The organism is Microbulbifer maximicatervae (SeqCode) (genome assembly GCF_056232625.1).
In genome coordinates this window covers 3755571-3776570 of sequence record NZ_CP174324.1, presented here as the reverse complement: position 1 = coordinate 3776570, position 21000 = coordinate 3755571, and the positions used below count along the sequence as shown (strand labels likewise).

General features: G+C 50.6%; 21 protein-coding genes. 16 read left to right on the top strand and 5 right to left on the bottom strand.

Annotation, left to right across the window (positions count from 1 at the left end):
* The first annotated feature begins 27 nt into the window (after positions 1 to 27).
* From ACJJI6_RS16435 to ACJJI6_RS16425, 3 genes are all read left to right on the top strand, one after another.
* The gene (locus ACJJI6_RS16435) at positions 28 to 1224 is read left to right on the top strand and encodes a dipeptidase (RefSeq protein WP_475711273.1); all 1197 of its coding nucleotides are present in this window, start codon (positions 28 to 30) and stop codon (positions 1222 to 1224) included.
* Positions 1225 to 1309: 85 nt separating this feature from the next.
* Positions 1310 to 1546, top strand: a complete 237-nt coding sequence (locus ACJJI6_RS16430; RefSeq protein WP_444895563.1) for a hypothetical protein — start codon at positions 1310 to 1312, stop codon at positions 1544 to 1546.
* Positions 1547 to 1740: 194 nt separating this feature from the next.
* Positions 1741 to 1911, top strand: a complete 171-nt coding sequence (locus tag ACJJI6_RS16425; protein WP_444895562.1) for a hypothetical protein — start codon at positions 1741 to 1743, stop codon at positions 1909 to 1911.
* An 87-nt stretch (positions 1912 to 1998) separates the two neighbouring features.
* Here the strand turns inward: ACJJI6_RS16425 and ACJJI6_RS16420 are convergent, their stop codons facing one another.
* From ACJJI6_RS16420 to znuC, 3 genes are all read right to left on the bottom strand, one after another.
* A complete protein-coding gene (locus ACJJI6_RS16420) occupies positions 1999 to 4632 on the bottom strand; it encodes a TonB-dependent receptor (RefSeq protein ID WP_475711271.1) in 2634 nt (877 codons plus the stop codon).
* 230 nt (positions 4633 to 4862) lie between these two features.
* A complete protein-coding gene (locus ACJJI6_RS16415) occupies positions 4863 to 5663 on the bottom strand; it encodes an iron chelate uptake ABC transporter family permease subunit (protein WP_475711269.1) in 801 nt (266 codons plus the stop codon).
* Positions 5664 to 6455: a zinc ABC transporter ATP-binding protein ZnuC gene (gene znuC / locus ACJJI6_RS16410; protein ID WP_445362025.1), complete on the bottom strand. Its 792-nt coding sequence runs from the start codon at positions 6453 to 6455 to the stop codon at positions 5664 to 5666.
* Between the two features lie 121 nt (positions 6456 to 6576).
* On the opposite strand from znuC, the gene ACJJI6_RS16405 reads away from it, so the two are divergent.
* On the top strand, positions 6577 to 7479 hold the full coding sequence (locus ACJJI6_RS16405; protein WP_475711267.1) for a metal ABC transporter substrate-binding protein: 903 nt from the start codon (positions 6577 to 6579) through the stop codon (positions 7477 to 7479).
* 55 nt (positions 7480 to 7534) lie between these two features.
* Here the strand turns inward: ACJJI6_RS16405 and ACJJI6_RS16400 are convergent, their stop codons facing one another.
* Positions 7535 to 7828, bottom strand: a complete 294-nt coding sequence (locus tag ACJJI6_RS16400) for a hypothetical protein (RefSeq protein WP_444911862.1) — start codon at positions 7826 to 7828, stop codon at positions 7535 to 7537.
* 334 nt (positions 7829 to 8162) lie between these two features.
* On the opposite strand from ACJJI6_RS16400, the gene polA reads away from it, so the two are divergent.
* The 4 genes from polA to ACJJI6_RS16380 all read left to right on the top strand — a co-directional run bounded on the left by polA (position 8163) and on the right by ACJJI6_RS16380 (position 13700).
* On the top strand, positions 8163 to 10901 hold the full coding sequence (polA, locus tag ACJJI6_RS16395; protein ID WP_475711266.1) for a DNA polymerase I: 2739 nt from the start codon (positions 8163 to 8165) through the stop codon (positions 10899 to 10901).
* A gap of 410 nt (positions 10902 to 11311) precedes the next feature.
* On the top strand, positions 11312 to 12280 hold the full coding sequence (locus ACJJI6_RS16390) for a ribose-phosphate diphosphokinase (RefSeq protein ID WP_413663927.1): 969 nt from the start codon (positions 11312 to 11314) through the stop codon (positions 12278 to 12280).
* A gap of 735 nt (positions 12281 to 13015) precedes the next feature.
* Entirely contained in the window at positions 13016 to 13474 is a 459-nt protein-coding gene (locus ACJJI6_RS16385) for a hypothetical protein (RefSeq protein WP_413663928.1), read from the top strand.
* A gap of 13 nt (positions 13475 to 13487) precedes the next feature.
* Positions 13488 to 13700 carry a hypothetical protein gene (locus tag ACJJI6_RS16380; protein ID WP_444911863.1) on the top strand — a complete coding sequence of 71 codons (213 nt, stop codon included), beginning with the start codon at positions 13488 to 13490 and terminating at the stop codon, positions 13698 to 13700.
* Positions 13701 to 13775: 75 nt separating this feature from the next.
* Here ACJJI6_RS16380 and yihA read toward each other — a convergent pair whose 3' ends face one another.
* Complete coding sequence (gene yihA, locus ACJJI6_RS16375; protein ID WP_444895556.1) at positions 13776 to 14435, bottom strand: ribosome biogenesis GTP-binding protein YihA/YsxC; 660 nt, start codon at positions 14433 to 14435, stop codon at positions 13776 to 13778.
* Between the two features lie 124 nt (positions 14436 to 14559).
* Here yihA and ACJJI6_RS16370 point away from each other — a divergent pair, with 124 nt between their 5' ends.
* The 8 genes from ACJJI6_RS16370 (at position 14560) to ACJJI6_RS16335 (ending at position 20972) form a co-directional block, all read left to right on the top strand.
* Positions 14560 to 15234, top strand: coding sequence for a c-type cytochrome (locus ACJJI6_RS16370; protein WP_282930502.1), 675 nt, complete (start codon positions 14560 to 14562; stop codon positions 15232 to 15234).
* 229 nt (positions 15235 to 15463) lie between these two features.
* Positions 15464 to 16150 (top strand): thiol:disulfide interchange protein DsbA/DsbL, encoded by a 687-nt coding sequence (locus ACJJI6_RS16365; RefSeq protein ID WP_413663932.1) that lies wholly within the window; start codon positions 15464 to 15466, stop codon positions 16148 to 16150.
* A 123-nt stretch (positions 16151 to 16273) separates the two neighbouring features.
* Positions 16274 to 17470 (top strand): biotin/lipoyl attachment domain-containing protein, encoded by a 1197-nt coding sequence (locus ACJJI6_RS16360; protein WP_475711264.1) that lies wholly within the window; start codon positions 16274 to 16276, stop codon positions 17468 to 17470.
* A 44-nt stretch (positions 17471 to 17514) separates the two neighbouring features.
* Positions 17515 to 17979 (top strand): ecotin family protein, encoded by a 465-nt coding sequence (locus tag ACJJI6_RS16355; RefSeq protein WP_282930499.1) that lies wholly within the window; start codon positions 17515 to 17517, stop codon positions 17977 to 17979.
* 265 nt (positions 17980 to 18244) lie between these two features.
* Positions 18245 to 18724, top strand: a complete 480-nt coding sequence (locus tag ACJJI6_RS16350) for a hypothetical protein (protein ID WP_282930498.1) — start codon at positions 18245 to 18247, stop codon at positions 18722 to 18724.
* 45 nt (positions 18725 to 18769) lie between these two features.
* On the top strand, positions 18770 to 19444 hold the full coding sequence (locus tag ACJJI6_RS16345; protein WP_445362921.1) for a hypothetical protein: 675 nt from the start codon (positions 18770 to 18772) through the stop codon (positions 19442 to 19444).
* 359 nt (positions 19445 to 19803) lie between these two features.
* The gene (locus ACJJI6_RS16340; RefSeq protein WP_444911866.1) at positions 19804 to 20214 is read left to right on the top strand and encodes an ACT domain-containing protein; all 411 of its coding nucleotides are present in this window, start codon (positions 19804 to 19806) and stop codon (positions 20212 to 20214) included.
* A gap of 14 nt (positions 20215 to 20228) precedes the next feature.
* Positions 20229 to 20972 (top strand): hypothetical protein, encoded by a 744-nt coding sequence (locus tag ACJJI6_RS16335; RefSeq protein WP_445359244.1) that lies wholly within the window; start codon positions 20229 to 20231, stop codon positions 20970 to 20972.
* The last annotated feature ends 28 nt before the right edge of the window (positions 20973 to 21000 follow it).

The window sequence follows — 21000 nt, the reverse complement described above, 5'->3', positions numbered from 1 at the left end:
TATTCATACAAATAGGGAGATTGTCATTTGAAAAATTATTTTTTAGTTGGGACATTATGTGCACTAACTTGCAACCCTGTATTTGCAGGTGAAGGTAAAGATCTGGCTCAAGAGCTGGTTCAAGAGTATTTGATTGTTGATGGACATGTAGATGTTCCCTATCGTCTCGAACAAGCTGAAGAAGATGTTGGACTTAGCACGGATAAGGGAGACTTTGATTACCCTCGAGCTAAAGCAGGTGGACTAAATGCCCCCTTTATGTCTATTTATGTCCCTGCAGAAAAGGAGGACGAGGGTATTGCCAAATCGTATGCAGATACTTTGATTGATAAAGTGGAGGCAATGGTCAAACAGCACCCGGATAAGTTTGCAATACCTAAGTCAATAAATGATCTACAAAAGCAAGTCGATGCCGGCTTAATTTCCTTACCTTTGGGTATAGAGAACGGAGCTCCTATTGAGGGAGATCTTGCCAATTTAAAGTATTTCTCTGATAGAGGGGTGAAGTACATTACCTTAGCCCACTCAAAGAGCAATCATATCTCTGATTCCTCGTATGATAAAAACAGGCCCTGGGAAGGCTTGAGTGCATTCGGAAAGCGCTTGGTACGAGAGATGAATCGGATGGGAGTAATGATCGATATTTCCCACGTATCAGATGCAGCTTTTTGGCAAGTTGTTGATTTATCCGCTGTTCCTGTTATCGCTTCACACTCTTCGGCAAGGCATTTTACGCCGGGATTTGAACGAAATATGAATGATGAAATGATAAAGGCGTTGGCTGACAACGGCGGTATCATCATGGTGAATTTTGGCTCTACTTTTATTAGTGGTGATTCACTGAATTCATATCGTGAAATAACTGATCAGGTTGAGAAATTTGCTAAAGAAAAGGGTCTATCCAAAGATAGTAAAGAAGTTGAGGAGTACTCCGATAAGCTTTCAACTGAGAAGTTCATTTATGCAGATTTGGAAGATGTTCTTGATCATTTCGACCATATTCGTGATTTAGTGGGAGTGGATCATATAGGCATTGGATCGGATTTTGACGGTGTCGGAGATAGCTTGCCCGTCGGCTTAAAAGACGTCTCTCAATATCCTAATTTGGTTGAAGGCCTGCTAAAGCGTGGGTATAGCAAGCAGGACATTAAAAAAATTCTAGGCGGAAATTTAGTTAGAGTTTGGCAAGCTAATGAAGATTACGCCAAGCGCAATAAAGGATGAGACTCACACTCCTCTAACCAGCTGAGGCTGCACTATTCTGTCAATAATGTTCAAACGGGCAAAGCCCGTTTGTTTTGTATTATTAATGCAGAAAATGCTTTTGGCCGGTTATTTTCGATCTAAGAAAGTACGATTGATGGTGGGTTGGACTGGGTTGTCGATTGCCGGTGTATTCTTTCTGTGGGGAATTTTGGGTTTTATTCCCTTTATTCCCTCAATGTTAGATATTTTTGGCGTATTGGGATTGCGAATTCCTGCGGCCCTCACCGTGCTTGGATTACTGATGGCTGCAATAGGATTTTGGGAGTTCGATGAAGATTAGAGGGCTTGCTAGGTGTTGAAGGCGTCAGATTTCTTTATCTTGTTGGCAGTTTTAGTTTCACTGGTATTATCCGCCGGTTTATGGTTTAGCGGCTATAAGGAGCAGGGCATATTTACCGCCCTTTGGGTTCCAACCGTGCTCACTTTGGGTATCTATTTCAAAGTGACGGCTCTATTGGCCCGCAGGAACTAACTGTGCCAGAGTCTTACTTGCTTTTTATTGGGATAGCAGTCTCACTGTTTGAATTGATCGGTATTATGCTGGGTATCCATGAGTTTCGTAAAGCGGGACTGGAATTGGCTAAACAGAGAATTTCCCTAGAGGCTGCTGCAAAGAAGGCTAGACAGAATATAGAGAACAAATAAATAGCGGCTGAAAAAGCAAAGCGGCGAAAATTGAAAAGGGGAAGCTTACCGCTTCCCCTTTTTTATGTGCTGATCTACTTATAGTGATTAGAAGCTATAAGTCATCTTGCCATAGATAAAGCGACCACGAGGGTCGTGTTGTGACTGAACATAACCATAAAGGTCTCCATCCTGGTCACCGACAGCGAAAGGTGGCTCTTCGTCGAAGACATTGTCGGCGCCGAGACTTAAAACCATATTTTCAAAGCCGGTATATCGAGCCTGTATACCTAAAGTGAGGAATGAATCCACTGTGCGATAAGCATTATCACCATAATCGAGGTTTCCATAGATATTTGGGGTATCCTCAAATTCACCGATATAGCTGAGCAAGGCACTTATACCGAAGGTATCAAAGCTCCAATCAGCTGTGGCATTCCAACGGTGCTGTGGATACTCGTATTTCCCTGCTAAATCATGGGTCATAAGTGCATCACCGTTTAAGTTGAGTTCCACACGCTCAAACTCAGTTAAATAGGAATAATCCAAACGTAGGTTTAACTCTCCACTGGCTAGTTCCAACCCACTGTATACAGCGCTAAGGTCGACACCAGACACGTCTTGTTCGCCAATATTGGTGTAGCTACTAAGCAGGGATTGCAGCTGTCCTAAAGATTGGCCTGCAAGTGGTTCATTGCGTCGGCAGACGGTGCTGTCTTGATCGTTACAATGAAGACTATAGATGCCGGTATATGGAATGTCATCGATCTTTCCTTCCTGGGTGATATTCCAGTAGTCGAGGGAAAGACGCAGGTTCTCAATAGGCTCGTAAACGGCACCTACGTTGAAGGACTCAGATTCCTCTGCCTCTAAATCCGGGTTTTGAGAGTAAATAATTGTGTAATCGAGCTTAGTGCAATCTTTAATATCTATGCCATTGGCTTCACAGCCATAATAGTCTGTCAAAAATTTTGATTCTTGTGAGTCGCCAAGCCCTATTTGCGCCAATGATGGCGCACGAAAACCGGTGCCCCAGGAGGCGCGTAAGGATAGTTGCTCAGTGGCAGTCCACAACAGCTTGGCCATGGGATTAGTGGTGCTGCCAAAATCGCTGTAATCGTCGTAGCGAGCGGCCAATGTGAGGTCGAACTTAGCGGGAAGAGGGATGGCTACTTCGACATAAGCCGAAGAGATATCACGGCTGGCGCTGGCTGATACAGACTCAGTACCAAAAATGAGGCCACGCTGGAATTGATCGTCGGGGATATCGGAGGCTTTTTCCTCACGGTATTCCAAGCCAGCAGCCATAGCAATGGTGCCATTGGAGGTATCAAATAAATCACCATTGATTGAGAAATTGTAGCTTGTTAGATCAGACTTACCCTGGCGGACCAGATTGGTGGTGATGGCATCAATCACAGAGTCCGGATTTTGTACGCCGCCAAAGGGATTGTAATTGCCAGCATTAATCTGTTCTTGCAATAGGTCGGTGCGTACCCAACCTTGGGATTTATTGCCGGTTTGTTCTGATTCGCTACGTGAGCGTTGAATGGATGTCTCCCAATCCCAATCGGCGATAGAACCTCGCAGGCCGAAAACACCACGTAGGTTGTCGGTTTCTATATCCCATTGGCGTGCCCCAGCATCTACAGTGCGGTAAAAGGCGATATCGACATCTTCGCCAAAGGGATTGTTGGGGTGATCGGCCAGTACATAAAGCCCTGCATCAGCATCTAGGGGTGTTGGGGCACCTTGGGCTACAGAAGTATTATGTTGCACAGCGATCTCACTGAAAAACTCTATGTCCTCATTTAACTGCTTATGACCAAGCATAATTAACCCGGTACGTTCCGCTTCGGGAGTAAGTAGTGTCCAAGGACCGTAATCGTAAACACATACATTGCCATTATCGGTTACTTTTATGCGATCTTCTGGACAGTTAGGATCTTCAATTGTTTTAGAGGCCCCTGGCAGGATGAAACTTCCCGGAAAACCACGACCTGAACGAAGGTCCAGGCCGCCATTACCGGACTGGTTGGCCGTACCCAAGCCGCTACGTTCGGTGCTTGCTAGGCGGCTATTTTTATGATGATCAAAAATAACGGTGAAATTGGAGTTTTCCCCATTGATGCCCCAAACAGCCGAGAAAGACTGCTCGTCATAGCCATCTGCACTGCCGTAGTCCATAGAAACTTCAGTGCCTTCGAAATCTTTGCGCAGTACCAGATTGACCACACCGGCTACCGCATCAGAGCCGTAAATGGCGGAGGCACCATCCTTCAAAACTTCCACACGTTCAACAGCGGCCAACGGAACACTGTTGATATCCACGAAGTTGGTGGTTACCCCCTCGGCAAAGGAACTGATAGCAACACGGCGGCCATTAACCAATACCAGCGTGGCATCGGCACCCATACCGCGCAAACTCACCGCAGCTGCGCCGTTGGCGGTGGAATCCTGGTTGTTGCCGCGGGTGGAGAAGGTGCCGTTACCGGCGGCGGGATTTTTCTCAAACAACTGCTGCAGATTGGTATAACCGGATCTCTCGATGCTTTCGCGGTCCATTACCTGGATCGGGGTAGCATTTTCAAATTCAGAGTTGCGGCTAATGCGGGAGCCGACAACGGTGATCTCTTCAATAGCACCTTCCTCGGCAGCGAAGAGAGCCTGTGGAGTTGTTGAAGCGGCCGCGGCCAAAATGGCAGAGGCCAACAGATTGCGACGGAGAGTGAATTTTTCCATATCGTTGTGCGTCCATTTTCTTGTCATTATCCGTGACTGGCCTAATACGGCTGGTCGTCGGGCAACACTAGCAACGACAGAAAACTGACACAATTGGCTAGAGGCTAACCATCAGCTTATTGCGATGAACGGTGACAGAAATCCCATTAATAGGTGTATTTAAGCGACATTTTGCGACAAATGTAGGTATCGAACAACAAATTAGGATGAAATTAACCTGCGGCCCACCTTTAGCTGGCTCGCAGTTGTGAAGTGAGGAAAAACAGTGCTGCGGCCAGAACAATGGACGGACCCGCGGGTGTATTCCACAAGATAGAGGCAAGAAGGCCGAGTGCTACCGCTAAGCATCCCAGCAATGAGGCCAGTACTGCCATACGCTCCGGAGTATGCGACAGTTTTCGCGCGGTAGCTGCGGGAATAATCAGCAGGGCGGTAATTAACAGAACCCCGACAACTTTCATTGCAATCGCGATCAGTATTGCCAGCATCAACATCAGAGCGATTCGTAATCGCTCGATAGGGACACCTTCCACTGAAGCTAATTCCTCATGCAGGGTGAAAGCCAGTAACTGTTCCCACAGGAAATAAAGCAGTCCCAGGATTGTGGCGGCGGCAATGGCCATTAGTACCAGATCCTGGCCACTGACCGCGAGTAAATCTCCCAGCAACAGAGATAAGAGATCCACCTTAATCTTAAAGAAACTGACGGTGACAATCCCCAGTGCCAGCATGGAGTGGGACAATATGCCCAGCAAGGTATCTACAGCGAGCTTTTGGCGCTGCTGTAAATACATCAGCAGCAGTGCCAGTACACAGCAAGTAATACCGACGGCCACCGTTGGCATAATCTGTAGTACAAAACCCAGCGTCACTCCAAGAAGGGCTGAGTGAGCCAGGGTGTCGCCGAAATAGGCCATGCGTCGCCACACGGCGAAGCAGCCCAAAGGGCCGCTGACAATAGCGACCATAAGGCCGGCGGCGAGGGCGTACCAGAGAAATTGGCTGTGCAGTAATTCGCCGAAATCAACCACTTATTTTTGCTCTTTGTTTTTAGTATTTGTGTGAGTGTGTTGATGATTGCAGCTGCTTGCGGGCGCAATATCTCCACTTAATTTATGTTGGTGGTTATGTTGGTGGGTATAGGGGGCGACCTTGTCCCCAAATAATTCCAGATAGGCAGGGTGGCGGCTTACTTGCTCCGGGTGTCCGTGACAACAGATATGCTGGTTCAAACAAAGGACCCGGTCGGTTGCAGCCATAACTAAATGAAGGTCGTGGGAAACCAGTAACACACCGCAGCCGAGCTCGTCGCGCAGAGTGGCAATTAACTGGTACAACTCACTTTGACCACCGATATCGACTCCCTGAGTGGGTTCATCGAGGACCAGCAGCTGAGGTTTGCGCGATGCGGCACGAGCGAGTAAGACCCGCTGCATTTCTCCACCGGATAGATTTGCCAGAGAGGCGCCTCTAAGCTGCCCTGCGCCCACCCTGTCCAATGCCGACTGCGCTTGCTCGGGCTTTATGGCCGGTTGGCCAAGTTGCAAGAAGCGTTCAACTGACATGGGCATTGAGCTATCGATATGAAGCCGCTGGGGCATATAGCCAATACGTAACCCAGTTTGTCGCCACACGCGGCCCTGGGTCGGCTGGCTGAGCCCCAGCAGAAGGCGCAGGAGAGTGGTTTTGCCGGCTCCATTTGGGCCTATTAAGGTGACAATCTCCCCCTGGGACAATTCGACTGTAATATCTTTAAGTAACTGCCTGCCGCCCACCTGAAGGGCGATATTGTCAGCTGTGATAAGCGGCTGGGGTGGATTCAGAATTCAATCTCCGCAGGGAAGTCTTTAAGATGTTTGCTTCCATACCTTCTTTACCGGATATGGACAACCAGGCTGGCAGCTTGGCGCTGGTTGTGATTATATCGCAATTTTTCGCCGCCTAATGTCTCTGATGTATCCCTTCAAACGTCTTTTTACAATCTCCACGGTGCTTCTATTCGGGCTCTTTCTCCCGGCTTGTAGCAAACCGGAATCCGACAGTGGTGGAGAGCTGGTCGTCAGCGTGCGCCCTTTAGCCCTGATCGCCCGGGAAATAACCGGTGAGGATATTCCTGTTCGGGTGCTAGTTGAGGGAGCAGATCCTCACCATTATGCCCCTACGGTTTCCGATCGGGCTGCACTTGAGCGCGCCCTACTATTGGTGTGGCTGGGGCCGCAAATGGAGGGGGTGTTGGCAAAACAGGCAGCGCTGTTACCAGCAGGCCGGCAAATGCAGCTGCTGGATATAGAGACCCTTGAATATGAGGGTGCCAGTGTTACCGACCCCCATCTCTGGTTGCGTCCCCGCAATGCGGCAATAGCTGCGGCGCAGATCGCTGAGCGCCTGGCGCAATTACAGCCGCAGCAGGCGGAATTGTTTATGGGGCGTGCACGGCAGTTTTCCAGTTCGATGGCCAACTTGCAGAAAGTACTCGATCGGGCCTTGTACGGGTATCGTGAAGTTCCCATCGTTGTTACGCACGATGCCTATGGTCACTTTTTTGGTTCTGCAGGAGTGAAAACCCACGCCCTGGGCGACGGCAGTGGCGGGGGCTATGGTGCCAAGGCAATGCTGGATTTGTCACAGATTGGCGACGGCTGTCTATTTGGAGACATGCCGGCTAATGAACGAGATCAACAGTTGGCAGAAAATTTGGGGCTGCGTTACGCCGCTTTGGATCTGCTGGGAGATCAGTTGAGTGAAAATGCTGATTACAAGGAATTGATAGAGTCCCTCTTGTCTCAAGCCCGCACTTGCTTGAGTCAGGTTCCCGACCGCAACAAGGATAAATCAGAGGCTCCTTGAGGGCACCAAGTATCCCGCCTACCCAGGGAGGGGGCGGGATCTGGTAGGGTGGCTTCTAGGAACGATTGGTTATTTGCTGTAATTTCTCTACCCGGGCAGCATCTCTTTCCGCTTGTTTTTGCAGTTTCTCCAGCTGCTGTTTTTGCCTCTCCAGCAAATCATTTTCTCTCTCGCGGATAGCCTGCCTGAGTATTAACTCATGGCCTTCTACCTCAGTCTGCTGTGAGTGTATTTCATCAGTCGCCTCGGCTTCAGCGGTATGCTCTCCACTGCAATCCGAGCCGGCACTTGCCGAAATGGCAAAGATACTTGCGGCAAACAACAGGGTGGCACGCATCACTCCTCTCATCTTTCGAATCCTTCCTTCAACATCGGGTGGCACAGTTTTTTGGAAATAAAAGATCCCTGACTGCCTGGGGGCAGCCTGCGACAATTTGATTTCCGGGGAGTAGCGAACGCATAAGGTCGCTACCGGCAAGACTAGCCAAGCCTGGGGATTTGGTGAGATCGATGCGCCGATAGTTTTAATCGGCGGGGTAAGTCGAGTGGGCTTTTGTGCAGAGGTTGCCTACGGTGTCTGGCGGGAAAGAATCAGTAAGCGGAAAAACAGAGCGAAGGGCGTTATCCTATCGGCCTGCCGCGCGTCCTGAACGCCAAACTAAGCAAGCAAGAATTCATCGTCTATGAGTAAACAAAACACCTCAGCCGCCCCGTTGATTTTGGTGGATGGTTCCTCCTACCTTTATCGCGCTTTTCATGCGCTGCCGCCATTGACCACCAGCCAGGGTAAGCCTACTGGTGCGGTGCGCGGTGTGATTAGTATGCTGCGCCGCCACCTCAAGGAGCATCCAGGCAGTCCTGTAGTGGTTGTTTTTGATGCCAAGGGCAAGACTTTTCGCGATGAGATGTTTGCCGAATACAAATCCCACCGCCCTCCTATGCCAGATGACTTGCGTGAGCAGATTCAGCCCATTCACGACATCATCGACGCTATGGGATTGCCGCGCTTGGTGGTCGACGGTGTTGAAGCTGATGATGTGATTGGCACCCTGGCGCTGGAGGCCCAGAGTCAGGGGCAGCAAGTCATAATCTCCACCGGCGACAAAGACATGGCGCAGCTGGTGCGTCCGGGCGTTACCTTGGTTAACACCATGTCCAATACCGAAATGGACAGCGAGGGCGTGACTAAGAAATTTGGTGTAGGTCCAGAACTGATTATCGATTTTCTCGCCCTGATGGGAGATAAATCAGACAATATTCCCGGAGTTCCTGGTGTGGGCGAGAAAACCGCTCTGGCACTGTTACAGAATCTGGGAGGCTTGGAGACCATTTATTCCGACCTGGATGCCATTGCACCGCTGGGGTTCCGTGGCTCAAAAACCCTCGGCAAAAAGATGGCGGAGCACCGCGAGGCGGCAGAACTCTCCTATAAGCTCGCCACTATCAAAACCGATGTGGAGATGCCTTATCACCCCCAGGAACTGCACAATTCAGAGCCCAATACAGAGGCACTGGTTGAGCTATTCACGCAGAATGAATTTCGCGGCTGGTTAGAAGAGCTAACCAGTGAAGAGGCTGAAGAAGCCATGGCGGAAGCCGTTGAGCGCGATTACGTCATCATCACAGAAATGTCGGAGTTCGATGCCTGGCTGGAACAACTGAAGAGTTCAGACATCTTTGCCTTCGACACGGAAACCACCAGCCTCAATTATATGCAGGCAAAATTAGTGGGGGTGTCCTTCGCGGTGGAGCCCTATCGTGCAGCCTATGTTCCCCTGGCCCACGACTATATGGGTGCACCAGAGCAACTGCCGTTTGACGAAGTACTGGCCAAACTCAAACCCCTGCTGGAAGATCCACAGCAGAAGAAGGTGGGGCAGAACCTGAAGTACGACAGTCATATCCTGGCCAACTACGATATTGAATTGCGCGGCATTGCACGGGATACCATGTTGGAGTCCTATGTTCTGGACAGCACTGGCAGTCGCCACGATATGGACAGTCTCGCACTCAAGTATCTGGGGGAGAACACGGTTCACTTCGAGGATATTGCCGGTAAAGGCGCCAAACAGCTGACTTTTAACCAGATCGAGCTGGACAAAGCGGGCCCCTATGCGGCTGAAGATGCAGATATCACCCTGCGTCTCCACAATGAGTTGAGTGCGCGTCTGGAGCGAGAGCCAACTCTGGTAAAAGTACTCGATGAAATTGAGATGCCCCTGCTACCAGTTCTGGCCCGTATGGAGCGTAACGGTGCTTATATCGATGCCAAGATGTTGGCGGAGCAGAGTGCTGAACTTGAGCAGCGAATGCGAGAGCTGGAACAGCAGTCTTACGAAGTAGCCGGCGAAGAGTTCAATCTGGGCTCCACCAAGCAGCTGGGGGCGATCCTGTTTGAAAAGCTGCAGATTCCAGTGATCAAGAAGACCCCCAAAGGTGCGCCCTCTACCGCTGAGGCTGTATTGCAGGAATTGGCCCACAACCACGAGCTGCCCGCACTGATAATGCAGTATCGCGGCCTGGCCAAACTGAAGAATACCTACACCGATAAACTGCCAAAGATGATCGACCCGGGTAGCGGTCGTGTACATACCTCTTATCACCAGGCAGTAGCGGCTACCGGGCGCCTGTCCTCCAGTGACCCTAACTTACAGAACATTCCTATTCGTACAGAGGAGGGGCGCCGTATTCGTCGGGCCTTCACCGTTGACCCAAGAATCAATGGTGGCAGTGAGATCATCGCTGCGGACTACTCCCAAATTGAGCTGCGTATTATGGCTCACCTGTCTGGGGACAAAGGGTTGGTGGATGCATTTGCTCAAGGCGCAGATATTCACCGCGCGACGGCGGCAGAAGTCTTTGAAGTAGCTCAGGAGAAGGTGACTGATGAGCAGCGCCGGCGGGCCAAAGCGATCAACTTTGGTTTGATTTACGGCATGTCGGCTTTTGGCCTGGCCAAGCAGTTGGATATCCCCCGGGCTGACGCCCAAACTTATATCGACCGTTACTTTGAGCGCTACCCGGGTGTATTGCGCTATATGGAGGATACCCGTGCACAGGCCGCAGAAAAGGGCTATGTGGAAACCCTGTTTGGACGCCGTCTCTATCTGCCGGAAATTAACTCACGCAATGGCATGCAGCGCCAAGCAGCAGAGCGGACCGCAATTAATGCGCCAATGCAGGGCACTGCCGCCGATATTATCAAGCGGGCCATGATCGCTGTAGACAGCTGGCTCAGGGAGAAGAAGCTGGCGACCCGGATGATTATGCAAGTACACGATGAATTGGTTCTTGAAGTACCCAAGGGTGAGGTCGAAATTGTGGCCGATGGCATTATTGAATTGATGCAAGGCGCGGCAGAACTCCACGTTCCCCTGATTGTGGATCTGGGACAGGGCCGAGATTGGGATCAGGCGCACTAATTTGACTGAAGAAACCATCTAAGAATTGAGGGTAGGGCGCGCTGCTCGGAATGATTTGGCGCACTCTTGTTGGTACGGATGAATAAAATGCCAATTTTTGTGTTTTGTTAGGCGTTTTTACAATCTTTTTGAAATTCCGTGGAACTGTTCCGGCGACAGCCCCTCTAAAAAGGCAAGATCGTTGGAATGCGTCATCATCCCCCAAGGAAGTCAGATGTTTGCCCCGGTACTCCCCCAAGTCCGGGGCATTTTTTTGCCTGTCTTTCAGCCCTGACCCTCCCTATCTACCCAAGCCGCAACAACTGCAACACCCGCAGTACTCCAGATCCTAAATTCCACTGTCCATACTTCTATTAAAACGTGGGCAAGGCGCTTAGCGAGTGTGAGGCGCCAGGCAGGGTACTGAGCTTATGAGCCGCATTAAGTTATTCAGTCTCGATGTGGGAGCAGACTTCGCAGGACGTGTCGCCGCGAGTCTCGGTGAACCGGTATCTCGCCATGAAGAGCGTCAATTCGATGATGGCGAACACAAAGTTCGGCCACTGGATGATGTGGAAGGGGCGGATGTTTTTCTGGTCCAATCCCTTTACACCGATACCAGCAGCTGTGTTGACCAGAAACTTATGCGCTGCCTGTTTTTCATTGGGGCGCTTCGCGATGCCGGTGCCGCGAGAGTGACTGCGGTCATCCCCTACCTTTGCTATGCACGAAAAGAGCGGCGAACCAAATTGCGCGACCCCCTGCCGAGTCGCTATCTGGCCAGTTTTCTGGAAGCCGCCGGAGTGGATGTAGTCGTGACTATGGATGTTCACTCCCTGGCGGCCTTTGAGAACGCATTCCGCTGTCGCACCGTTCACCTGGTTTCCAACCCCCTGTTGATTGAAGTGGCGCGAATGCGTCTGTCCGGAGACCCCGGTCCCCTGGTTGTTTTGTCTCCAGATGAAGGAGGGATAAAGCGTGCGGAAAAATTCCGTTTGGCCCTTGGGGATCAGTTGGGGGTGCCGGTGGCTAGCGCATTTGTGGAGAAGTATCGCAGCGGTGCTCTGTTGAGTGGGGGAACTTTGATTGGGGAAGTTAAGGATGCCACGGTCATTATCGTCGATGACTTACTTGCTACTGGCCACACAGTTACACGGGCAGTGGACGCGGTGATAAAAGCGGGAGCGAGGCGGATTTTGGTGTTTTGTGTCCACGGACAATTTAGTCGCGATGCCCATACAGCAATGGCGCGCTTGCCGGTGGAATCAATTGTGGTGACTAATTCTCTACCTCAGTCGCAGCTGCGAGGAAACTGTGAGTGGATAGATTGTGCGCCGTTGATTGCAGATTGTATTCGCCGCCTGCACAGCAATGGGCCAGTGGCTGAGTTAACAATTTGATAAAAATCGACCGCCTTTACTTAGAAGAACGTATGAGGCGCCAAAACACGTATTTTGTTTACACTTATTTACCAAAGGAGCGGGAACCATCGGGCTTGAGAGCCTATCCAAGTAATCAGTTCATTGTTGCTCCCTAACCCCAAAGCGTTTAGCTTTTTCTACCCCGGATGGTCCCCAACTCCGGGGTTTTTTTATGTCTTTCGTGAATTTATGTAATTTCATCCATCGGGGCACCTGTCCTTTCCTTTTTGAATTAAGCGCTTAAATCGTTTGGTGAGCCGCTCAGCTAGTTTAAGTTTTCGTATGCGGCGAGCAGGCCCTTAGATTGGATCTCCCCAAGACTCCCGCAGAGGTTTTTCACAGTTACCCCTGGGTCCCACGGTTACATTGCCTGTTATCCACTTCCGGCATAATCGATTTTGGGGGCATGGCGTAGGGCTAACCTAAAGGCTCAAACATGCGCTTGGGAAGCATGAAAGTTCAGCCTAATATCGAAGCAGGTAAAGAAATATTGGGATGAAAAGAACCCTCAGGCGTACCCGTCCCCCTGGGTGCGTCTGACAAGTGCCCCACCCCAAGGGCACTGTCCCCTAGCCGGCAGCCCCCATCTGCCGGCTTTTTTTATTTCAGTAAATGACGCCATCACAGCAGAAAGCAAAAGTTGGCTGTTAATGCGCTTGCAAATGATAATGGTTCGCATTATCTTTAAGTTAAATCAAATATGGGGGGTTATCGGTGAATTTACGTTACTTGTGTGCCAACCATCGCCAATGGTTGACCGCTGACACGGATCGTGCGGAAAAGGCGTGGCTCGATTGGATTGAGCGCGGCAAGCTTTTGCTTGAAGAGTGCAATTACGCCGAAGCAATACCTTATTTGGGATGCGCCTTCGATCTGGCCAGCTTTCTTCTGGAAAAGCAGTGGCCAACTTATGCCATTTCGGCAACGCGTTTTAGTGAAAGCGCTATCTGGTTAATGGCTGCCTACCGGGAGCTGGGTGATGAAAAACTTCGAAACTACATACTTGCCGGCGCCAGCTCAGTACTCGCCCGCGAGTTGGGCGATAGCCATAAGCAAAGGGTTGCGGCGGATTGCATCAGTTCACTCTACCCCGGAGAGACACAGCAGCAGGTACGCGAGTTCTCCACAGCCAGAATATCCGCCTGTATCAATGGCGGAAACAGAGTGCACTGAGGGGAATGAAAAGATGAATGCCAATGGCAATTCCCGTCTGCTGACGATTGCCATACACGAAGAAACCCTTGCCGCTCTTCTCGCGCAGAGGTACTTACATGCAGAGGAATTGCATTGTTTAACTCCGGGGGCACGCCGACGGCTGCACCGGGTACTGCTTCGCTCCCTGATCCCCGAACAGAAGCGCAAAGCAGCGGCAACTGGTGTGCCCGGAGTTCACTTTTAGGAATTTTCTCCGGTGTGAGAAAAATTGAAGTGCTTGTGTTGCTCGGGGGGCGCTGCCCCCGGGCTCCCAGCTCGTTCAATCGTCGGTGGGTGCGGCTTCCTCTGGGATTTCCAGCCACTCATTGAGCTTGCGCTCGAGTTTGTCCAGGCCTGTTTTTTTGGTCGATGAGAAGATCTGCAGAGTGACCCCGTGATTGAGTCCCTGCTCCTTGAGGGTCTTCTCTACGGCAAAGCGAGTGTTGTTGGCTGGACCGTTCTTCAACTTGTCGGCCTTGGTTAGTAGGATGTGCACTGGGAGCTCGGCCTCTACTGCCCAGGTGAGCATATGTAGATCGAACTCCTTGAGGGGTTGGCGAATGTCCATTAGTAACACGAGTCCACGCAGGCACTCTCGCTTCTCAAGGTAGGTGGCCAGATGGCGCTGCCACTCATCTTTCATACTGCGGGCGACCTTGGCAAAGCCATAGCCAGGCAGATCCACCAGGCGCTGCTGGTCGGAGAGGCGAAAGAAGTTGATCAACTGGGTGCGTCCCGGTGTTTTAGAGGTACGCGCCAACTTGTTGTTTTCCGTGAGCGCATTGATGGCACTGGACTTCCCCGCATTGGAGCGACCGGCAAAGGCCACCTCGGCACCAAAGTCCTCCGGACACTCAGTCAGGGTGGGGGCACTGGTGAGAAATTGTATGGAACGGTAGTTCAGTTTTGGTGGTTGGGCTTTAAATTCTGAATTTGACATCGTATAAGTCTGTTTATTCGGTACACTCGCTTGGCGCGCAAGTATATAATGCCGCCGTTTTCGCGTCGCAGGACTATCGGGGGCGGTGCGAAACGCCATCTCTCAGCGCGCAACGGGACGACGTATGAACAGCATTATCAAGAACACTGCTCTGGCACTCGGTTTAGTTTTCGGCTTGGGCGCCGTGCCCTTGGCGCTGGCTGCGGGCGACGCTGCTGCGGGCAAGGCAAAAGCCGCTCAATGTGCAGCCTGCCACGGTGCAGACGGTAACAGTATTGCTCCAGCTTTTCCAAAGATTGCCGGACTCGGCGAAAAATATCTGTATAAGCAGCTTAAAGATATTAAAGGTACACCTGACGGTAAAAAGGCCCGCGATGTGCCGCAAATGATCGGTCAGTTGGACAACTTCAACGATCAGGACCTGCAGGATATCGCCGCTTACTTTGCCTCGCAGCCAATGCAGCTGACCGGATCTGAGGCTATTTCCGTGATGCTAAACAACGGTGAGAACGTTGACGGCCTGATGCTTGGACGTAAAATCTACCGTGGTGGCAATATGGAGACTGGTGTTCCTGCCTGTATGGGATGCCACTCACCAGCTGGACTGGGCAATGCGCCGGCCGGTTACCCTCGTCTGGGCGGTCAGTATCCAGAGTACATTGAAGCCCAGCTGAAAGCATTCCGTGCGGGTACCCGCAACAATGACGGTGAAGTTCGCACTATGCGCACCGTGGCCAAGCAACTCTCCGATGCAGAGATCAAGGCGCTGGCCAACTATATCGCAGGCCTGACTGACTAATAGTCACAGGGTTTGAGTACACTGAGGCCGGTCTGTAACCGGCCTTTTTTGTGCCTGTCGCCTGAGCATAAAGCCGCTTTCCATAGACGTACTAGGCAGTTTTTGCAGTGTTTCCTTGCACGAGGGTCCGGGAACTTAAATAATCTGCGTTGTCTATTGTGTCCTCAGTGGCTCGACAGCCCGCCGCTAGATGGCGTTCGCACCACTAAATAAAAGTTGGAGAAGACTTATGAGAGCATTTCTCGCCCCGATCACGATGGTTTTTGCTGTAATGTTCAGCCTCGTTGCCTGCGCCCAGGAAAGTGGCGAGTTCAAAGCGGGCCAGCACTATGAAGTATTGCCGCAGGCTGTACCACAAAAGAGCAACGACAAGATCGAAGTGACTGAGATGTTCTGGTACGGCTGTGCCCACTGCTTCACTTTTGAGCCAACTCTGGAGCGCTGGAAAGAAAAGATGCCCAGCGATGTTGCGCTGCTGAAATTGCCAGCAATTTGGCAGCCGGTTATGGATGTACACGCTCGTCTTTACTACGTAGCAGATTCCATGGGTGTTCTGGAAAAGATGCACACGCCTATCTTTAACACCATCTACACTCAGCGCCAGATGCTGGCTGTCCGCGAAGGTCGCAACTGGGTGCCTGACTTAAAGGCTATCGAGGCTCTGTTTAACAAGCATGGTGAAGATGGTGCCAAAGCTGCGAAGCTGATGAATTCCTTCGCTATCAACAGCAAAGTTAAGCAAGGTATGGCCAATCAGCGCGCTTACAAAATGACTGGTACCCCGGAAGTTGTTGTTGCGGGTAAATACCGCATCAGTTCCTCCTTCCCCGGATATAAAGGTAAGAGCAATGGCCAGGAGCTGATGCTGCAAGTGGCGGATTACCTGATTGCCAAAGAGCGAGCGGATCGCGGCTAAGCTTTCCGATTGAAGAAACCCCGCCTCGAGCGGGGTTTTTTATTTCTACCCTAAGAAAGGTGCCCCGCAATCTGTCGAGAGGCTCCTAACATCGATCAACCTTGCCCGATCCGGAAGCCACTAATGGGATTCAAATGGATTTTACTGTTTACCCTCCTAGCTGGCTTAATCGCACCTGTTTCAGCCCAGGACACTTCAAGCAGCAATACTGTGGCCGCTCAGGCCAGCAATCTTCTCTCCTATATAGCGGTAGACTACGGCGACGCTGTAGAGAACGGGCAGCGACTGGACACTCCTCTGTATGAGCTACAGAAGCAACAGGTAGAAGAAGTACTGCGTCTGGTCACTCAACTCCCCGATCGGCCTGGTCGGCAGGGTTTGCAGAAAAGCCTCTCGGACTTGCGTAAGGCGATTGAGGATAAGGATTCCAGCGCAGAGGTGCGCCGTCGAGCCAATGCAATCGCCGATCGCCTTGCTGCTTTGTATCAGCTGCAGCGGTCACCCAGTTACTCTTTGCCCTCGCCGGGTTTTATGATGCCTGTTTATCAGCAGCGGTGTGCCATCTGTCACGGTGTCGACGGTGAGGGTAGTAATGAAGGCCCAGCCCTCAATGATCTTGAGAGAATGGCGGGGTTCAGTCTTTATGATCTTTATAACACCCTGGACCCAGAAACTGACTCTATTCACACAGTCGACATTGATGGAGATCTGACCGGCCTACAGCGCTGGGCATTAGCGGTGACTGTCGCTGCTTTTCCAGTGGCGAATCAGTTACCACCCTCTTCCGACTTGGCGACCCGTTACCCCGGCTTACTGGGACTCCCGGGAATGGCGACCACTAAACCGGCGGAACTTGATCCAACTCTGCAACAAGCATTGATGTGGTGGCGCGGAAATCCCCACCTTGTACGCACTTTGATCCCCCCTCTTATCAGCGCAATTGGCTTGCTGCAGCTGGCGGAGACGGACTATCGAGGAGGAGATATAACAGCGGCATACGGTAAGTTAATGCTGGCTTATCGTGATGGGTATAGGCCGTTACGCCAGGAGCTGCTGGTTCGTGACAAGGTACTGGTGGAGCAGCTTCAGGTCCAGTGGCAGCAATTGCGGGGTGACTTGATTGGTGGTGCCAGTTCCACAGAAGTTATTGCCGCGTTTCAAAATCTGCGGGCGGATCTCAATCTGGCCCACTCCAAGTTGGAGCCACCAGCGATGGGGGAGGGGCGATACCTATGGACTGCCGCTCTGTTTGCTTTGGCAATCGGTTTGGGGGCGCTGCTCTGGTGGGGACTGCGAAGACAAAAGCGAACTAGACTTTAAAAAGTTTTGTCCGCCATTTCCCGGCGCAGTAGTGAGGCCATACCATGTCAAAATTAGTTGCCACTGCCTTCATGTTGTTACTGGCCCTGGATTGCCACAGTTCTGAGCCTCTGGATGCATTTCCAGAGGAGGTTGATGGCAAGTTACGTCACGTTATCAAGCTGCCCAAGGTTGTCGATGAAAGTCGCTTTAGGGTTGAGTTGATACCGGGAAAAAGCCAAGTCGCGGAATGCAACTTGCAAAGCTTTAGCGCCCCATTGCGCAAGGACATACTCCCAGGCTGGGGTTACCCCTTCTATGTCCTGTCCGACCTGACCCCGACCACAGATACGCAAAAGGTCTGTGCCCAAGGCAGTGAATCCCGGCGATTTATCACCGTGCGCGGTGATGGCTTGATGCTGCCTTATAGCAGTAAGTTGCCAATGGTTATATATCTGCCTCAGGGCGTGCAGTTAAAGTATCGGGTGTGGAGAGCAGACAAGAATTTTTCCGAAGCAAAATCCAGATAGTTGGACTACCGGTAAAAATGACTTGGCATTCTTTTTGTGAATTTGTCGTAAATTTGAATATTTTTAACGTTTAACCTGCCACCGTTGTAAATTGCGTCTAGCCTTACTTTTCGAGGGATGTGAAAAATAGCGCCGAAGCGTTTTTTCACGCCGATAAGTGAGGCTTTAGCCCCGTAATCGGAAAGGAAAATTGGCGACTTCCCCAGTCGTCTTTTGAATAACCCGCCCCCTGTAATGCACTGGGGCCGATACCGTAGGGCAGCGCATGAAGTTTTTGCGTCTTTTACCAAAGCGGCATTTTATCAAGCCGGTTGTTCCATTTGTCACAGCAATTTTCCTAGCGATACCAATGTGGGCCTCGGCGGAGTCCGCCCAGCAAAAGTGGGCGGGAAATTGGCTGGTTGTAAGTGAAGGCGATGATCAATTAGTGTGGCAACTGCATGCCGATGGCTCCGGATATGCCTATGGATTTAATGCCAAAGGCCTATTGACCCATGGTTTTGCCATTAACTGGCAATTGGATGGTGACCGGGTGCGAGTTAAAACGGGAACCTCGGTGCGCTGTAAGGGCGGGGTTGTTTCTGTCGCATTTCGAGATTGGAGCCGTGCCACCCTCCTATTTGCAGTGATTGATGGCCGTCATTGGCTGCAGGCGGGCGGTGGACTTCTGAGCTTTCAGCGTCGGTTGGCTGATTGGCGAACCCCCAAGGCCGGTGCAAGTTGCCCGGATATTGTCAGTCGCTAGCAGTTTACTTCCGTGCGAACGCTGTTTAATCCGTGCGTGGAAAAGATGAGTAGTGGGTGGGAATGGATAAAATTCTATCTCTTCCTGCCACTGCTAATTTTTGCCGTAAGTGCAAATGCCAGTGAAGAGAAACGAAAAACACTCAATGAAGGCTGGCATGCAAAATCACGCTACGATGCCAGTCAATGGGTTGGGGCCTGGCTGATTTCCCGCGATGGTGAAGCGCGGCATGTCTGGAGTCTCAAGCCCGATGGCACTGGGAGATCCTACGCTTTTTTAAGGCAAAATGGAGAGATGCAATTCGTATTTGGATACGATATTAATTGGTATTTTGATCCATTTACTCAAATGGCCAATATAAAGACCGGACGCAGAATTATTTGCAAGCGAGGGAAGATTTACCCCTATTTTCTCACTTTAAAATCCTACGAAAGCGACTATGCGGTAAGGGGAAAGTTTGCCTGGCAAACAACATGGACAGAAGTGAGTATTGGGCGAAATCGCCTGCATAAATCCTACGTAGTTTTTGTAGCCCCCCTATCCGCATGGCATGATCCAGATAGAGATTCACCCTGCCCCAAATTTCCCCGTGTGCGACTGGAAAAGGATATTGATGCGGTGCTGAAGAGCTGGGAGGTTGAACAGGATTCGTCGGAAGTGGATACAACTCCGGCACCCAATGAACCGGAATTTGATGGTGAAGAGCTGAGAAATCCGTAACTTCTCACAGTCATTGGGTCAACTTCTCTCAATAAGAATTAATCCCATCAATATATTTTTAACTTTCCACCAGCTAAAATCCGACTTCTCTAAGCTTCAGGAAAACTCTTAAAAATATTTAGTTATTAAACTGCCAGCTCTGTTAGGAAAATAATTCTAAAAAAATGCGTGATCTTATTTTTTCCAAATTAAAATACTCTGCCGGGTAATAGAGAGCCCACAAAAAGTAGTTTTAGAGTTGGACTATTTTCACCTGAAAACAGGTATTAATCAGAAAGATTGATCCAAAAGCAGTGCGACCGTGTAGAAACCGGTCGTATTAATCAGGTTGGAGAAAACTTCCAGACGGCAAAGAAAGCATGAAAGCTGATCTATCCGTAGTGAGAGCATTGAGAACTTTGTATCCCAAGCTGCACGATGAAATCTATGTGTTTTGTCAGGTTTCAGATAGTCGGTTTACAGATATTTTGTCAGAGAGTTTGTGTTTCTTCCGAGAAGGTGAGGGAATGAGTGTGATACTGCCTCAACGTTCGGCTCGGCAATTAGATATTGCCGCAAGCGCCCCCTTTCGCCAAATCACTTTGCAGATCCTGGCTGGTCTTGATGCGGTGCGGGTTATTCCTGTGGTCGCCCAGGAATTAATGGAGGCTGGAATAGATACCAGCGTGGTATCCACACTACACCGTGACCACATTTTTGTCCCTGATGAGCGCGCGGAATTTGCAGTAAAAATTCTGCGCGGTATTCGAAATCGAGTTCAATATAGCTGATATGTAGCCTGCCAGTGCGTATCAACTACCCCCCCACAGAGCCTCATGGTGAGATTCGCCAACTGTTGCCTAATTTTTTTTATGTTCCCGGAACTATCAAACTAGCGCCGGGGGTCACTATCAATCGCAATATGGGAATCGCTCGCTGGCAGGATCACCTTACCTTGATTAATCCCATCAGATTGCGTCCACAGCAGGAGGAAAAGTTAAAAGATCTCGGGCGTGTGAGTCACGCGATACGGCTTGGCTATCACCATGGACGTGATGATCTCTACTACAGAGACCACTTTGATCTTACCTTTTGGACACAGCGCGGCTCAGATTTTTATCCGCCGAAAGCAGATAAGGTGTTGCGACAGGAGGGTGTTTGTCCAATACCGGGGGGGCAATTTATTGTCTTTTCCCAAAGTCAGTTTCCAGAGGCCGTATTGTGGCTCCCGTTTAGTGGCGGACTACTGGTCAGTTGTGATGCCTTGCAGTATTGGCAGTCATGGCATGGGTGCAATTGGCTTGGTAAAAACCTATTGAGGTTTTCAGGTATACGTCAGGGCATGCAGATAGCTCCCTCTTGGCGGGCGAGAATGACACCAAGTGATAAAGATCCAAGGTGTTGGATGCGGAATGATTTCGAGCAAATCTTAAGACGGCCTTTTTTGCATTTTCTTGCCGCTCATGGAGATTTTTGTGCGGATAATGCCTACGAAAAAGTAGCATGTGCGGTGGGGCGGGTGTTCCCCGGTTTTGAGAAAGCCGCATAGGCGAAATTAGCAACTGCTATAAGGATAC

What these genes read in the sequence shown, in the direction of transcription:
- ACJJI6_RS16430 (WP_444895563.1), top strand. Translation starts at nt 1,310, where the DNA reads ATGCAGAAAATGCTTTTGGCCGGTTATTTTCGATCTAAGAAAGTACGA.
- ACJJI6_RS16420 (WP_475711271.1), bottom strand. Translation starts at nt 4,632, where the DNA reads ATGGAAAAATTCACTCTCCGTCGCAATCTGTTGGCCTCTGCCATTTTG.
- ACJJI6_RS16405 (WP_475711267.1), top strand. Translation starts at nt 6,577, where the DNA reads ATGTCTCTGATGTATCCCTTCAAACGTCTTTTTACAATCTCCACGGTG.
- ACJJI6_RS16400 (WP_444911862.1), bottom strand. Translation starts at nt 7,828, where the DNA reads ATGAGAGGAGTGATGCGTGCCACCCTGTTGTTTGCCGCAAGTATCTTT.
- polA (WP_475711266.1), top strand. Translation starts at nt 8,163, where the DNA reads ATGAGTAAACAAAACACCTCAGCCGCCCCGTTGATTTTGGTGGATGGT.
- ACJJI6_RS16390 (WP_413663927.1), top strand. Translation starts at nt 11,312, where the DNA reads ATGAGCCGCATTAAGTTATTCAGTCTCGATGTGGGAGCAGACTTCGCA.
- ACJJI6_RS16380 (WP_444911863.1), top strand. Translation starts at nt 13,488, where the DNA reads ATGAATGCCAATGGCAATTCCCGTCTGCTGACGATTGCCATACACGAA.
- yihA (WP_444895556.1), bottom strand. Translation starts at nt 14,435, where the DNA reads ATGTCAAATTCAGAATTTAAAGCCCAACCACCAAAACTGAACTACCGT.
- ACJJI6_RS16370 (WP_282930502.1), top strand. Translation starts at nt 14,560, where the DNA reads ATGAACAGCATTATCAAGAACACTGCTCTGGCACTCGGTTTAGTTTTC.
- ACJJI6_RS16365 (WP_413663932.1), top strand. Translation starts at nt 15,464, where the DNA reads ATGAGAGCATTTCTCGCCCCGATCACGATGGTTTTTGCTGTAATGTTC.
- ACJJI6_RS16360 (WP_475711264.1), top strand. Translation starts at nt 16,274, where the DNA reads ATGGGATTCAAATGGATTTTACTGTTTACCCTCCTAGCTGGCTTAATC.
- ACJJI6_RS16355 (WP_282930499.1), top strand. Translation starts at nt 17,515, where the DNA reads ATGTCAAAATTAGTTGCCACTGCCTTCATGTTGTTACTGGCCCTGGAT.
- ACJJI6_RS16350 (WP_282930498.1), top strand. Translation starts at nt 18,245, where the DNA reads ATGAAGTTTTTGCGTCTTTTACCAAAGCGGCATTTTATCAAGCCGGTT.
- ACJJI6_RS16345 (WP_445362921.1), top strand. Translation starts at nt 18,770, where the DNA reads ATGAGTAGTGGGTGGGAATGGATAAAATTCTATCTCTTCCTGCCACTG.
- ACJJI6_RS16340 (WP_444911866.1), top strand. Translation starts at nt 19,804, where the DNA reads ATGAAAGCTGATCTATCCGTAGTGAGAGCATTGAGAACTTTGTATCCC.